This is a genomic window from Acidisarcina sp., assembly GCA_035539175.1.
Taxonomy (GTDB): Bacteria; Acidobacteriota; Terriglobia; order Terriglobales; family Acidobacteriaceae; genus JANXZS01.
Window position 1 is genome coordinate 270,931 of record DATLIY010000008.1, and the last position, 14,162, is coordinate 285,092.

Sequence of the window (14,162 nt, forward strand, 5' to 3'; positions counted from 1 at the left end):
TCAAGGCGTGCGCAACTGCGGCTTGCCCCTCTCATTCAACTCGACGTAGCCCATTGGCCTGTGGTGGTCATGGGTGAACAGCACGAGCCACTTCTCTGGAATCGCACGGGAGTAAAAGCGCTTTCGCTGCGCAATGCATGTGACCGGGTCCAGATCGTAGCCCATCACCCAGGTGATATCCAGGTGTGCGCTGGTGGGGATAAGGTCGGAGATGTAGCAGGCCCGCTCTCCCGCGGAGTCGATAGAGATGCCCATCAGCTGCGCAGTGTGTCCGGGATACATATCGACCGAGATGCCGGGCACGATCTCGCAGGGACCATCCAGCAGCGTCATCTGGCCGCTTGCAATCAGAGGATCGTAATTCTCCGAAATATAGCTGACCCCATCCCGCTCCAATTGAAGATGCCCATGCTCCACCTCGCCGCGATGCGCAAAGTAGCGGGCGTTAGGGAAGGTCGGCACGATGCGGCCGTCCGCGGTCTTCGTCGTATTCCATCCCGAGTGGTCGAAATGAAGGTGTGAATTGATGACGATATCCACCTCCTCGGGCCGGATTCCCGCGGCACGAAAGGACTCCGGCAGCAGTTGTTTCGCGCCGAAGATCTCCCGCATGCGGCTCGACAGCTTATTGCCAAGTCCGGTTTCAATCGCCACCGTATGCTTGCCCGTGCGGACCACAACAGTATTGGTCCCAAGCAGGATTCGATTCTCTTCATCCGCCGGTGCGCGCTTCTCCCACATCGGCTTGGGCACAACGCCAAACATTGCGCCGCCGTCGAGGAAGAAGAAGCCATCGGTCAATACCGTCAGATCGAAGTCGCCCACCCGCGAGCGGGCGCGTATCAGGTTGTGCGAATCCGGCTGCTCCGCGGGGTGCGTCATTCGGCCTCTCCTGAATTTGTACCTGCCGTGGTTGCATTTTGGTGCGCATTCATCAAATACCGGTCGAAGTGGGCAAGGATTCGCTCAAAGAGATGGGTGCGCGATTCTTCGCCCGCAATGGAGTGCGTCTTGCGGGGATACAACTGCAAATCGTAAGGGATATCAGCATCGATCAAGTGCTGAAGGAACTGGATGGAGTTCCCCACGTGCACATTGTCGTCGCCCGTGCCATGCACCAGGAGCAGCCGTCCCTTAAGATTCTGCGCTTCGTTGACCACGGAGAAATCATGGTAGCTATCGGGGTTGCTCGCCGGCGTTCCCAGGTAGCGCTCGGTATAGGTGGAGTCGTAGTTGTGCCAGTCGGTCACCGGAGCAACCGCAACCCCTGCCACAACTCTTGACGAATGCGTCATGGCGTAGAGCGTAAACGTGCCGCCCCAGCTCCATCCCCACCATCCAACGCGATTCCGGTCGAGCTGGGGATAACGCGCCAGAGCATCGTCCAGCGCACGGAACTGATCCTCAAGCTGCACCGGCCCGAAGTTGTGATAGGCAGCCTGCTCGAAGCTGCGTCCTCGGCTTCCCATTCCGCGGTTGTCCACGTGGAGAACTGCGTATCCGTGCTGCACCAGTAGCTGATCGAAAAGAAATCCCTTGGACCACGCGTCGCGCACCGTCTGCGCGTGCGGCCCCCCGTATGGATTGATAATCAGAGGCACACTCGCTGTCGCTGTCCTGCCGGGTGGCAGCAGTAGTGATCCGTAAAGCGTCGTCCCATCCGAGGCCTTCGTCTCCAGATTTTCCGGCGCAGTAAGCGAATATCCGGAGAGCGATTTGGATTGCCAGAAGGGCTTGCACGCGCCCTTACTGGTGCACAGGCTCACGGTCGTCGGCGTCATCTGGCTGGAGTAGGTATCGGCATAGAAAGCCGCCTCGGGAGCCAGTTCCGGATCGTGAAAGCCTGCGGTCTGCGAAACCTTTCGCTTATCGCTGCCATCCATCTGCACTGCCCACACCTGCTGTTGGCGCGCATCGCCTTCATTGGAGGCAAAGTAGACCGTGTGATGACTCTCGTCCAGCCCAGCAATCGAGCTGACCTCGAAATCTCCCTTGGTCAGTTGAGCCTCGAGTTTCGCTGTGGTGGGGTTCGCCGCGTCGAAGGAGTAGAGATAAATATGCGAGTGACCATCCTGCCAACTGGTCAAGGCAATGTGGATTCCGCTGAAGGTGATGTCATAGGACTCGTCAAAATACTTGTCGTCCTTCAGCGCCAGCGCGAGAGTGGTATTTCCGGTGGCAGCGTCGGCAAAGTAGAGGTTGCGGTGCGTATGATCGCGGCTGATGGTTTCAATCCATAGCGTTTTGCGGGTGGCCCACCCGAAGCGGGGTATGTAGTCCTGACCCTCGTGGAACGGCAGCTTCATCCAGACCGTCTTGCCGCCACCGCCGCCCACCACTCCCACGCGAACCGCAGGATTGTTATCCCCCGGTTGCGGATATCGTTGCAGATCGACCTGGGCATGGGTGGGAATCCAGTCCACCAACGGATACTCCGGCACGGCTCCTTCATTCATCTCCAAATAAGCCACCTGGCGCGAATCCGGAGACCAGAAGTAGTTGCTCCGTACGCCCAGTTCTTCCAGGTACAGCCAATCCACCTGGCCGTTGAACACGTTAGGATCCCGGTTATTGCTCACCGACGCGGTGGGTGTCCCGGCCTTGCGCAACTGACAGATGTACAGATTGTGATCGCGAACGAAGCTGAGCATCGAGCCGTCAGGCGAAAACTTGGGATCGTCGCCGCTGGCGATGCCGGAAAATGCCACTTGAACGCCCGTGCCGATGTGCAAATCGTAGAGCCAGAGCTGGCCGTTGGAGTCAAACAGTAAATGGCGCGAATCCGGGGCCCATATGTACCCAGGCATGTTGTAGCGCGAGCGATGATCCTTGTCCTTCTCCGGAGCATTGGCGCTGATGAGGCTCGCCAGCTTGTTGCGTCCCACCAGCACGGAAACCCTGCCCGTTGCCGCCTCCACCTGCATTAAATCGCCCTCTTCCGAGACATAGGTAAGCCGAGCGCCATCCGGCGACCACAGTTGGCCTTCCGGAGCCTTCCCCGTCAAGCCGCTTTCGCTATAGATTTCGGCAACGGTGAAGGGCCGGGCGGGAGGCGCGGTCTGCGCAAAGGAGTCAAGGGCGAGGAAGCCAAGGAAAAGAACCGGGACGGAAAGGAAGAAAAATGACAGGAACCTATTCAAAGGAAAGACCCCTACGAAGCTTTATTAAGGATGCAGTGTATTACACGCCGCCATACAGCCGCAGAATCTTCCTTGTGGGAGCCTGCCCCATCAACATTTTGGCCTCAATATTTGCATGCGTTTCCGCCTCTGCGGCAGGAAGGAGAGGTCATCTTATGCGGAGCGGGAGATAGAGAGATTGGGTCGGTAAAAACGGCGGGTGTTAAACTATTAAGTATCGCATGAATCCATTAGCCGAACGTCTTATCCTCCTTCAGGCAGCCGACGAGCAAATCGCTCATCTTCAGGAAGCCATAGCTGCGCTGCCCGGGCACCTTGCCGCCCTCGAACAGAAACTTGCAAGCCAGAAACTCTCCGTCGCCGGACATGAAAAGGCCGTCAAGGCCGAAGAGGCGAAAAAACGCGCTTTGGAGAGCGATATCAAGGATCAGCAGCAGAAGATCGCGAAGTATAAGGATCAGCTGACCGGGGTCAAGAACAACGACCAATACGCAGCGCTGCAGCACGAAATCACCTTTGCTGAGGGCGAAATTCGCAAGCTGGAAGAGCAGGAACTGCAATGCATGGATCGCACCGAAAAGCTGGTGGCCGAGCGCGCCGCAGCACAGACGGAGCTGGCTGCCCAGACGGCCCATGTAGAAGCGGAGAAGGAGCTGGCACGCTCTTCTGCTGCCGCGCAGGAAGCCGAACTGGCAGATCTGAAGGCGAAGCGGGACTCCTGCCGCGCCGGTGTCGAGTCCACGGTACTGGCAAATTACGATCGCATCTCCTCCGGCAAAAAGAAGGCCCTGGCCCTCGCACAAGGGCAGCAATGTACCGGATGCCAGATGTTTTTGCGCCCCCAGTTATGGAACATGGTTCGCGAGGCAGGTGCACTGCTGACATGTGAGAGCTGTGGACGGCTGATGTACTACGACGCCTCGAAAGAGCCGGTACGTGAGCCCCAGCCAGCGGCATCCAAGACCAGAAAGCGCACCAAGAAAGCTCCAGCAGAAGGCGCGGCACAAGCCACGGAAAAAGCAGAAGCCTGAAGCGCATCCGGTCCTAACCTGCTCGATTTACAGCTGTTCCTCTCCAGTTGAGGAGCAGCCGACCGCATACTATTCCTAGAGGAGAGCTCCACGAAGTGGCCCAGAGGGGGAAGAAGCGCATTGCCGTCGACATGGACGAAGTCCTTGCCGATACGCTCAGCGAACACATCGCGCGCTATAACCAGGAGCATGGGGAGTCGGTCACCAAGGCGGATCTGGCCGGCAAGTGGATGTGGGACATCGTCTCCACCGACCGGCACGAGAGGCTGAATGCGTACCTGCAGGCAGAAGATTTCTTTGAGGATCTGCCGGTCGTGCCGGACAGCCAGAAGGTATTGGCTGATCTATGTGAGACATACGACGTCTATATCGCCACGGCAGCCATGGAGTTCCCCAACTCCTTCGGTCCCAAATACCGGTGGCTGCAGCGGCACTTCCCTTTCATCTCCCCGGTAAACTACGTCTTCTGCGGTGACAAAGGCATCTTGCGCGCCCACTACCTGATTGACGATCTACCGCGAAACTTCCGGCGATTTGTCGGCCAGGGAATCCTGTATTCCGCTCCGCACAATCTCGGCGTCTCCGGCTACCATCGCGTGGATAACTGGCGTCAGATCGCCGAATTTTTCCGCAATTTGACCGAAAATAACCCGTCCGAAGAGCTCTAGCACCACCATCGACAGCCAATTTTCTAGGGCTTGCCGTTGTCCTGTTCCAATCCAACCGGCCGGACGGGCGGCATCGAGCCGCGCATCATGGCTGGCGATTTCGAAGACAGCACAGCAGCCAATGGTTTGGCGCCCAGCGCTGTTCCCATGGGTCGCAGATTCATCGCCGGCTGCGTAGTGGCCTGCTGGTGCATGGTCACAATAATCGCAGTAGCCGGAGTTTTGCCAAGGCAGCGGTACGCATGCGGCGTGCTGGCATCAAAATAGACCCCATCTCCTGGTTCGAGAACATGAACCTTGTCGGAGTGGCGGATCTCAAGTTCGCCTTCGAGCAAGTACAGGAACTCGTAGCCCGGATGCACGTGCGGGCGCACTTCCGCCATCTTCTTCAGCGGAATGAACTCCGCATAGTAGGGATCGAGCTGGCGGTCGGGAACCATGTAGCCGAGGCTCTCAAAGTAGTAGGTGGGGTCGTCCACCCCGGTCTGTGGCAGGCGAACACGCTCCTTCTTCTTATGGACCCGAAAAAGGGTATGCGGCTCCGTCTCGAAAAAGTAGGAAAGATCCTTGCTGAAGACCATGGCGATGCGCGCCAGGTTCCTGAGGGTAGGGACCACACGGCCGGTCTCAAGCTGCGACAGGAAACTGGCCGAAAGGCCGGTGTGCTTCCCCAACTCCACAAGCCCCATGGATTTCTTCAATCGAAGACGCTTAATTCGCTCCCCGATATGTTTTTCCGCGATAAAATTCTCGGCGCTGCTAGGATCGATCGCCGCAGGAGTGGTCCCTTCGTCTTTCATCTCGGGCTTGGTGTTCATAGCAGATCCTTTTGACCACACTTAATAGATGCGTCAGCGGAGCAAAATGTTACCAGTACTGCAATACCTTCCATTATGGTGAAACCAGCTCCCGCGGCAATCGCATCGGAACCAGACCGCGAGGAAAGGAGCATCAAGATGCCGGTACTTCTGAGTGGCGCCTCGGGCATGATCGGAAACGCCCTCCGGGCTTCCTTTGCACGGGAATCGATTCCGACGTTTCGCCTGGTCCGGTCAGCCGCGACCCAGGCGGGAGAGATCCACTGGAATCCTGAAGCATCCTCTCCGGAGGAACGATTCCCTGAAATTCCGGCTTCCGTTCCCTTAGACGCGGCGATTCACCTATCAGGAGCAAACATTGCGGGGCACCTCTGGACTCCGGCCTATCGGGAGCAGCTCCGGCAGAGCCGCGTCGCCTCTACGCAGGCGCTCTGCGAACTGCTGATTCGTCTGCCGCGTCCTCCTCGCGTGCTGGTATGCGCATCTGCCATAGGAATCTATGGCGACCGGGGCAGCGACATCCTGGACGAAACCTCGCCCCCCGGCACCGGATTCCTCGCCGATCTCTGCCGGGAGTGGGAGGCCGCGGCGCAACCCGCCGAGAGCTTCGGCATTCGCGTGCTCCACCTGCGCTTTGGCGTAGTGCTGGCAGCCGAGGGCGGCATGCTGGCGAAGCTGCTGCCGGTCTTCCGGCTGGGCGCGGGTGGCAAGCTCGGCAGCGGCCAGCAGTGGATGAGTTGGGTGGCTTTGCCCGATGTAGTGCGCATCATTCGCTTCGCCCTGGAAAGAGAAGATCTGCGGGGCGCTATCAACGTGGTCACGCCGCACCCGGTTACCAATCTGGAGTTCACCCGTGCCATGGGTCGAGTGTTGCATCGGCCCGCGTTCTTCGCCGTTCCGGCAGCGGCGTTGCGGCTGATCTTTGGCGAGATGGCCAACAGCACCATGCTGGCCAGCACGCGCGTGCTTCCGCGGCGCATCCTGGAAGCGGGATTCCGCCTGGAGCACGAGGAGCTCGAGCCCGCATTGCGCTCTCTGCTACGGAAGTAACAGAATTCCTCTGCTAGGCTGAAGAGGAGATGATTCGCAAGCCAGGAAGAGACAACGAGAAAGCGTTTCGCATCTGTCGCGCCACGGCATTGCTGGTTTTTCTGGCAGCCGGAGTGTTCGCGGGTTGTGGAATGCCCGCAGCACCGCAGGCACCCACGCTGAAGCTGCCGGAGCCGCCGAAAGATCTAAGCGCAACCCGCAGCGAAGATACCGTCCAACTGAAGTGGACCATGCCTCGCCGATCCACCGACAACATTCCGCTCCAGGGCAAGACGAGCGTGTATGTGTGGCGAACGAACGGCAGCGGAAGAGGCGACCTTGTCGGAGATCTGGCCCTGCTCCCTGGCGCCTCCGGTACATTTGCGGACAAGCTACCGCCACAGTTACAAACCGGGCCTCCGGCGATCCTCACGTATACCGTGGAGTTGCAAAACCACCTGGGGCACTCCGCTGGCCGATCGAATCAGGCATACTCGGCTGCTGGCGCATCTCCCTCGTCCGTGCGGGAACTCTCCGGGGAGATGACAAAGGACGGAGTTCACCTGCGCTGGAAGCAGGACGTGACCTCAGCAGAGGACGCAGGGTCCAACGTGTTTCGCGGGCCCAATGTGTTTCGCATCCACAGGAAGCTGCTGGATTCTGCACCGGAGAAGAAGTCTTCCGAAGGCAGCGCTCCTGAACCCGTCACGCTCAGCTTGCTGGTGAAACCCGCATCCGGCGAAGACCGCGACGAAGCGCTGGACCGAAGCGCCCTGTTTGGCCGCCACTATGAGTATTGGGTGGAGCGAGTGGCCCCGGTCAGCCTCAACGGTCATTCCATCGAGGTTCTGAGCGGCCCCAGCAACACCGTCCAGATAGAAACCAAGGACGTCTTTCCTCCAAACCCGCCGCAGCAACTGGCAGCTATCGCAGCGGAGGGCCAGCATGGAATCGATCTATCCTGGTCACCGAATACCGAAACGGATCTGGCCGGATATGTGGTCTATCGCAGGGAAGATGGTAGTCAGCCAGAGCGCGTGTCGCCAGCCGGCATCCTGCTGGTAGCTCCCTCCTTCCGTGACACCTCCGCGCTTCCCGGACATCGCTATCGCTATTCCGTCAGCGCATTGGACACCAGTGGAAATGAGAGTGCACGCTCCGCCGAGGCAGAAGAATCCCTGCCGCAATAAACCTGCAATAAGGAGAGAGGAATCCATGAAGTATTGCCGCTTCCAGACGCAAGAGGGACCACAGTACGGCGAGGTTGTCGACCGCAATGGCGAGCTATGGATTGAGCGGCGGCTTCCTCCGCCACAGGAGGACCACGTCACCCGCCTATCCCAGGCGAAGTTTGAGCCGATCCTCTTCGCGACGGCAACCTTGCTCGCTCCGGTCATGCCTTCGAAGATCGTGTGTATCGGAAGGAATTACAGTGACCACGTCAAGGAACTGGGCAACGACTTCACCGCCGAGCCGCTGCTCTTTCTCAAGGCCCCTTCTTCCCTGCTCGCGCCCGGCGGCACGATTCGGATTCCCGCTGTTTCCGAACGGGTGGACTTTGAAGGAGAACTGGCCGTCGTGATCGGCCGCCGTGCCAGCCGCATCGGCCCTGAAGAGGACGTGAAACCATACATCCGCGGCTACACCATCGTGAATGACGTGACCGCGCGCGACCTGCAGAAGAAAGATGGCCAATGGTCCCGGGCAAAGGGCTTCGATACCTTCTGCCCGGTGGGGCCGCTGGTATCGGACGAGATCGACCCGGTGAAGGGCGTCACGGTAGAGACGCGGCTCAACGGCGAACTCCGCCAGCATGGCACAACACTGGACTTGATCTTTCCGGTATCCACGCTGCTGCGCTACATCACTGCTGCCATCACGCTGGAGCCGGGAGACTTGATTCCTACCGGAACCCCGTCAGGTGTAGGGCCGATGCGTCCCGGGAATCAGGTCTCGGTAACGATCGAAGGGCTCGGCACACTGACAAATATGGTGGCGTAAGAGGTTCCAGAACCTCTACCTTGTCAGCAAGGTCGCCAATCGATTAGGTTGCAACACCCGACAAGGAGTGGTTAATGCCTGCGTTAACAACTGCTTAGCCACTTCCTCTGCGTGTTTCAAACCTGCTAGCCTCCCAGTCGCAATCCAAACAGCTTTCTATCTGAACTGAGGAGACCATGAAAGAAACAGGTCTGATGAAGTGCGTGCTCGCTCTGATCCTCTGCCTTACCATCCCCATCGTAGCCTTCGCCGCTGACAACAGTTATAAGGTGACTTACGATGGAGGCTCATTCACAGGTGTGAAATCCGGCTCTGCTCTCAAGATGTACATTGAGGCGGACACCATACGATTTGTACGAGATGGAAAAGATGTAATGCTCGTACCTGCTTCGTCCGTGACGGAGATCAGCTACGGACAAGATGTCCACCGGCGCGTGGGATCCGCTATTGCAATTGGCGTTTTCACCCTGGGCGCTGGAGCCTTGATGGCTCTGAGTAAATCCAAGAAGCATTTCGTTGGTTTGACGTGGGCCAGTACTGACAAAAAGGGCGGCTTGGCGATGCAGTGTGACAAGAACGAGTATCGCGGTATCCTTGCGGGACTCGAAGGCATAACTGGGAAAAAGTCCGTCAACTCCGACACGATGACAGTAAAGAACTAGCTGCGATACATCGCGGCAGATAAATTACGTCTGCCATAGATACCTATGGCAGGCGATTTCTTATTCCGTGCCGTGATGCAGCGTGTCTTTCCACTGGTGACCGCAGGACTCGCAGAACCATTCATTGACGGGATCGGCGGACTCGAGGAGCGGATCCGGGGTGCCGCAGCGCGGGCATTCCGGAGACTGAAAATCTCCGGTCTCCCTTGCTGCCTCATACTGCTCCATGGCTTCGTCGGAGATGGGCTGGGCAAGCACCTGCTGCGCGCGTTCTACATCTTCGGGGGCAAGTTGCAGGCGGGGTGTCTGCGGAGTGACCACTTTGCTTGCGATCCCGGCTATCTCCAGAGCCCAGTAGGCAATCGTTGCCTCCTCCACGGTGCGAAAGTTGCCGACCAAGGCATTTCCATCCGCGGCCATATCGACTTCCAGGGGAACGGCCGCTGGCACTTCGCCGGATGGCTCCTGGCGACGCTGCGGCAAGTCCATCTTTCTCCGCTGTAACTCCTCCCGCAAAGCCTGCTGGGCGACCTCCGTCAGATCGTCATATTGCGCGGCCAGAGTTTGCAGTTCTTCGTCATACATGCTGCTGTAGTGCCTGACCAATTGCTGGTAGTCGACCAATTTCTCCGTCTCCTTGCAAAGATTCCCTGAGAGCGAAGTATAGAGCATTTTCCATGCTCCGCCAGGCCATAAGCCTAAGCCGCAAAAGAAGAAGGGCACCGATGTCTCGATGCCCTTGCTTGAAATGTCACTGCTACTGTGGCGTATTTGCCGCGGAACCCTCTATTGCAGGAGAGTCCCGTTTTCCGGTTCATTTTTTGCCTCTTCCGGCGGGATAACGACAGCAGCGGCAACCTTATCGTCTTCCTCCAGATGCAGCAGGCGTACGCCCTGCGTCGAGCGGCCCGCCGCGCGGATGGTCTTGGTATCGATGCGGATGATCTTGCCATACTGGCTGATGACCATCAGCTCCGACGTTTCGTCCACCAGCTGAATGGTGTTGACCTTACCGTTGCGTGCGGTGGTCTTGATATTGATGACGCCCTTGCCGCCACGTGTCTGCAATCGGTATTCGTCCACATCGGTGCGTTTGCCATAGCCGTTGGCGGTGACGCTGAGAATCAGGCGGGGGCTTTCGGCCCCGTTATCTTCCTTCACCCGCTCCAGCGGCGTAACCGCAATGCCCACGACGTAATCCTGCTTCTGCAGATCGATGCCGCGAACGCCGTGCGCCGGGCGCCCCATGGAGCGAACATCGTTCTCGTTGAAGCGGATGGCCATGCCGTCATGCGTCGCCAGGAAGATGACCTGCTTGCCATCGGTGATGCTGACGCCAATCAATTCGTCATCTTCGTCAATGCCGATCGCGATAATTCCACGAGCCATCACATTGGAGAAGTCCTTCAAGGGCGTCTTCTTCACTGTTCCCTTACGGGTGGCGAAGAAGATGAACTTGCCTTCCTCCTCCAGGTTGCGCACCGGCAGGATGTTACGCACCGTTTCCCCAGGCTGCAGGCTGAGCAGTGAGGCGATCGACTTGCCCTTACCCGCCGCTCCTACATCGGGAATCTCGTACACCTTTAGCCAGTAAACTCGCCCGGTGTTGGTGAAGCAGAGCAGGTAGGCGTGCGTGGAATCGATGATCAGCTGCGAGACAAAATCTTCCTCGCGCGTCTTCATACCAAGTCGTCCCTGCCCCCCACGCCTCTGCTGGCGATAGGTGGAGATGGGCGTGCGCTTGAGATAACCGGAGTGCGAAACCGTGACCGCAACCTGCTCATCGGCGATCAGATCTTCCAGTTGCAGCTCGGCGGTCTCATCCAGAATCTGGGTGCGGCGTTCATCGCCATACTGCTTGCGAATCTCTTCCAGCTCAGCGACGATGACGCGACGCAGCTTCTTCTCCGAGGCAAGAATCGATTCGTACTCGGCGATGCGTGCGCGGACGTCGGCCAACTCCTTCAAAATTTCATCGATGGAGAGTTGCGTCAGACGATAGAGCTGCAATTCGAGAACAGCGTCGATCTGTTTGTAGCTCAGGCCCACTTCCTGCGTAAGGTTGGTGGTGTCCTTATCGAGCTTGATGACGATGTCTTTGCTCTTGCCGAAGCGGAAGAGATTCTCGCGGGCATCGGCACGGCTGCTCGAACCACGGATGATCCGGATCACCTGGTCGAGATTGTCGAGGGCAATTTTGTAGCCTTCGAGGATGTGCTCGCGTTCGCGCGCCTTGCGCAACAGGAAAGCGGTGCGGCGGCGAACCACGTCTACGCGATGATCGATGAAGTGACGGATAGCCTCGGCAAGTCCCACCTCCCTGGGCTGGTTATTCACCACCGCCAGGAAGATCATGGAAAAGCTTTCCTGCATCTGCGTGTGCTTGTAGAGCTGATTCAGTACAATCTGCGCTTCCGCGGTACGCTTCAGCTCGATGACGATGCGCATACCGTCGCGGTCGCTCTCATCGCGGATATCGGAGATGTCGTCGATGATCTTTTCATTGACGAGATCGGCGATACGCTCGATGAGCTTGGACTTGTTGACCTGGTAGGGGATCTCGGTAACGATGATCGCCTGCTTGTCCTTGGTCATGTTTTCGACGGCCGCACGGGCGCGCATCAGGAAGCGTCCACGCCCGGTCTTGTATGCCTGCGCAATGCCGCCACGGCCATAGATAAAGCCGCCCGTCGGGAAATCGGGCCCCTGAACGTGCTTCAAAACCTCCGCCAGTCCTGCATGCGGATCGTTCACCAACTCGATGGTGGCGTTGATCACCTCGGTGAGGTTATGCGGCGGAATGTTTGTAGCCATGCCGACCGCAATGCCGTTCGAACCATTCACAATCAGGTTAGGGATGCGAGTCGGCAGGACAGTAGGCTCAAGCGTTGACTCGTCATAGTTCGGCGCAAAGTCCACCGTCTCCATGTCGATGTCGGCGAGCAACTCCCCGGCAGCACGCATCATGCGGCACTCGGTGTAACGCATGGCTGCTGGCGGGTCGCCATCCACCGAACCGAAGTTCCCCTGGCCGTCAATCATGGGATAACGCATGCTGAAGGGCTGGGACAAGCGCACCAGGGTGTCATAAATCGCCGAGTCGCCGTGGGGATGGAAGACACCCATGACGTAGCCGACTACCTTGGCGCACTTGGTGTACTTCTTGTTGTACTGCAATCCCATGTCGTTCATGCCGTAAAGAATGCGGCGATGCACAGGCTTCAAACCGTCGCGAATATCGGGAAGCGCTCGACCGATGATGACGGACATGGAATAGTCGAGATACGAACGGCGCATCTCGTCTTCAATGTTGATCGGGATAATGCTGGCGGCACCGGTAGCGTCCGGTCGAAGACCGTCCTTGCCATCTCCGCCGAGGGGTAACTGGGGATTCTGATCGTCTGCCATAAGAGTGGGGGTGGTTCAGGTGGCCGGAAGAGAAGAAGCAGGGACCCGCACAGGAAATTCCGACTCTGAAACTAACCTAACTCTATGATACGCAAATAGTTACCCGTAAGCAAGCGCGTAGCGCCCCAGTAACTCCAATGATGCGAGTCACTTGCAATTTATCGCCAGAGGAGGGGCAAACCCGCCACGCAAAGCGCCGCCTGAGCCAGCAAAACGCTGACCGTGGCGAAGAGAAATACCCGTCGATGCCGACTCTCCAGAACATCGGCGAAGACCCCGGAAACGAAGGTCAGGAGGAAAGGAATCGCCCAGATCCAGGGTTGCGCCTGCACCCCGGTCGTTACCAGAAAAAAGAGTGGCAGCGCGACCAGCAGCGGCGTGGTATTGCCGAAATATCGTGCATGCTTGAGCACCAGGTACAGCGCGAGAGCTGCTGCCGCCGCGAGCGTTATCCCCGCATTCAGCACATTGGAAAAGTAGAGCTGCGCAGGCAACGACGAGAAGCTGATTCGCGCCACGCCACTGCGAAAGACATAGCTGAAAGCGTCAGGCCGAAACGCATACGAGGCAAAGAGCAGCAGCAGCGTGCCCAGGCCAGTGACCATCAGAATCGGAATGATGTACGCGCGGCGGCCTTCAGCAAGGTACGCGAGAAATAGGAAGGCAAGCACAAACGCGAGCAGCGCGGCCGAGACATGCGCCGCGGCGGTGAACCCGAAGGCTGCGGTCAGGAGGATGAGTCGCGGCCTCCACTTGTGCTGTGGCCCCTGCATGGCGTGCGCCACTCCGATCGCCGTATACACGGCGGCATAGAGACCAAAGGCGGCGAGGATCTCGTTATTGGCAGAGGTGCAGGCGCGAACGATATCCGGCGAGAAGCAGTAGAGGGAAAGCGCCACAAATCCCCCCTCATTGCCATAGAGCCTGCGCGTAACCCACCACAGCGCACCGCCCAGGCCTATGCCGGCCAGCACAAAGGCAAGCCGCATCAGCAACACCACAGAACCGAGCTGATGGCGGCCCTCCCAGGTGGAGGTCTCCGTGGATTGCCCGGCGAAGACACGCTCTACCGTGAGCGGGAGGCCCGCAGCGCGATAGCCAAGCGTACCGTCATGGATATTGCCGCAACTGGTAAAGTATCCGGCGAGCGGCGAAGGCCGCTCCCACATCTCGCGGCCACAACGGGCAAATTGGTAGTCGCGGTCGGTAAGAGTCTGGTGGCGGATGACCCACAGACACTGCACCAGCAGCAGGAGCAGGAGCAGCGCGGCAAACTGCTGGGGCCGCTCGAAACGAAATTTCCGTATCCGGGAAAAAGTCATTGCGTGATGAACTTACATGACAGTGTAAACGGAAGAGTTGGCGAAGGAGTCCAGCATGATCGAATCAGGACTCTTCTATTACT

The 14,162-nt window shown here is 58.4% G+C and carries 12 protein-coding genes; 6 read left to right on the top strand and 6 right to left on the bottom strand.

Annotated elements, in window-relative coordinates; translation table 11 throughout:
• Complete coding sequence (locus tag VM554_09235) at positions 1-882, bottom strand: MBL fold metallo-hydrolase (GenBank protein ID HVJ08556.1); 882 nt, start codon at positions 880-882, stop codon at positions 1-3.
• The gene (locus tag VM554_09240) at positions 879-3,140 is read right to left on the bottom strand and encodes an alpha/beta fold hydrolase (protein HVJ08557.1); all 2,262 of its coding nucleotides are present in this window, start codon (positions 3,138-3,140) and stop codon (positions 879-881) included. Before VM554_09240 ends, VM554_09235 begins: the two co-directional genes overlap by 4 nt.
• Positions 3,141-3,361: 221 nt before the next feature.
• On the opposite strand from VM554_09240, the gene VM554_09245 reads away from it, so the two are divergent.
• Both VM554_09245 and VM554_09250 read left to right on the top strand, forming a co-directional pair.
• Complete coding sequence (locus VM554_09245; protein ID HVJ08558.1) at positions 3,362-4,171, top strand: C4-type zinc ribbon domain-containing protein; 810 nt, start codon at positions 3,362-3,364, stop codon at positions 4,169-4,171.
• 95 nt (positions 4,172-4,266) lie between these two features.
• Complete coding sequence (locus VM554_09250) at positions 4,267-4,839, top strand: hypothetical protein (protein HVJ08559.1); 573 nt, start codon at positions 4,267-4,269, stop codon at positions 4,837-4,839.
• Between the two features lie 23 nt (positions 4,840-4,862).
• On the opposite strand, the gene VM554_09255 is transcribed toward VM554_09250, so the two are convergent.
• Positions 4,863-5,657, bottom strand: a complete 795-nt coding sequence (locus VM554_09255; GenBank protein HVJ08560.1) for an XRE family transcriptional regulator — start codon at positions 5,655-5,657, stop codon at positions 4,863-4,865.
• Positions 5,658-5,795: 138 nt separating this feature from the next.
• Here VM554_09255 and VM554_09260 point away from each other — a divergent pair, with 138 nt between their 5' ends.
• The 4 genes from VM554_09260 (at position 5,796) to VM554_09275 (ending at position 9,349) form a co-directional block, all read left to right on the top strand.
• A complete protein-coding gene (locus VM554_09260; protein ID HVJ08561.1) occupies positions 5,796-6,707 on the top strand; it encodes a TIGR01777 family oxidoreductase in 912 nt (303 codons plus the stop codon).
• 29 nt (positions 6,708-6,736) lie between these two features.
• Positions 6,737-7,876, top strand: a complete 1,140-nt coding sequence (locus tag VM554_09265) for a fibronectin type III domain-containing protein (protein ID HVJ08562.1) — start codon at positions 6,737-6,739, stop codon at positions 7,874-7,876.
• A gap of 25 nt (positions 7,877-7,901) precedes the next feature.
• Positions 7,902-8,687, top strand: coding sequence for a fumarylacetoacetate hydrolase family protein (locus tag VM554_09270; protein ID HVJ08563.1), 786 nt, complete (start codon positions 7,902-7,904; stop codon positions 8,685-8,687).
• A 176-nt stretch (positions 8,688-8,863) separates the two neighbouring features.
• Complete coding sequence (locus VM554_09275) at positions 8,864-9,349, top strand: hypothetical protein (GenBank protein HVJ08564.1); 486 nt, start codon at positions 8,864-8,866, stop codon at positions 9,347-9,349.
• A gap of 60 nt (positions 9,350-9,409) precedes the next feature.
• Here the strand turns inward: VM554_09275 and VM554_09280 are convergent, their stop codons facing one another.
• The 3 genes from VM554_09280 to VM554_09290 form a co-directional block, all read right to left on the bottom strand.
• Complete coding sequence (locus VM554_09280; protein ID HVJ08565.1) at positions 9,410-10,021, bottom strand: hypothetical protein; 612 nt, start codon at positions 10,019-10,021, stop codon at positions 9,410-9,412.
• 114 nt (positions 10,022-10,135) lie between these two features.
• Positions 10,136-12,757, bottom strand: a complete 2,622-nt coding sequence (gene gyrA / locus VM554_09285) for a DNA gyrase subunit A (protein HVJ08566.1) — start codon at positions 12,755-12,757, stop codon at positions 10,136-10,138.
• A 158-nt stretch (positions 12,758-12,915) separates the two neighbouring features.
• Entirely contained in the window at positions 12,916-14,079 is a 1,164-nt protein-coding gene (locus tag VM554_09290; protein ID HVJ08567.1) for a hypothetical protein, read from the bottom strand.
• Between the last annotated feature and the right edge of the window lie 83 nt (positions 14,080-14,162).

Bases quoted from the DNA above. Each gene is read 5' to 3' on its own strand.
- VM554_09235 (HVJ08556.1), bottom strand. From the start codon at position 882: ATGACGCACCCCGCGGAGCAGCCGGATTCGCACAACCTGATACGCGCC.
- VM554_09245 (HVJ08558.1), top strand. From the start codon at position 3,362: ATGAATCCATTAGCCGAACGTCTTATCCTCCTTCAGGCAGCCGACGAG.
- VM554_09255 (HVJ08560.1), bottom strand. From the start codon at position 5,657: ATGAACACCAAGCCCGAGATGAAAGACGAAGGGACCACTCCTGCGGCG.
- VM554_09260 (HVJ08561.1), top strand. From the start codon at position 5,796: ATGCCGGTACTTCTGAGTGGCGCCTCGGGCATGATCGGAAACGCCCTC.
- VM554_09265 (HVJ08562.1), top strand. From the start codon at position 6,737: ATGATTCGCAAGCCAGGAAGAGACAACGAGAAAGCGTTTCGCATCTGT.
- VM554_09270 (HVJ08563.1), top strand. From the start codon at position 7,902: ATGAAGTATTGCCGCTTCCAGACGCAAGAGGGACCACAGTACGGCGAG.
- VM554_09275 (HVJ08564.1), top strand. From the start codon at position 8,864: ATGAAAGAAACAGGTCTGATGAAGTGCGTGCTCGCTCTGATCCTCTGC.
- VM554_09280 (HVJ08565.1), bottom strand. From the start codon at position 10,021: ATGCTCTATACTTCGCTCTCAGGGAATCTTTGCAAGGAGACGGAGAAA.
- gyrA (HVJ08566.1), bottom strand. From the start codon at position 12,757: ATGGCAGACGATCAGAATCCCCAGTTACCCCTCGGCGGAGATGGCAAG.
- VM554_09290 (HVJ08567.1), bottom strand. From the start codon at position 14,079: ATGACTTTTTCCCGGATACGGAAATTTCGTTTCGAGCGGCCCCAGCAG.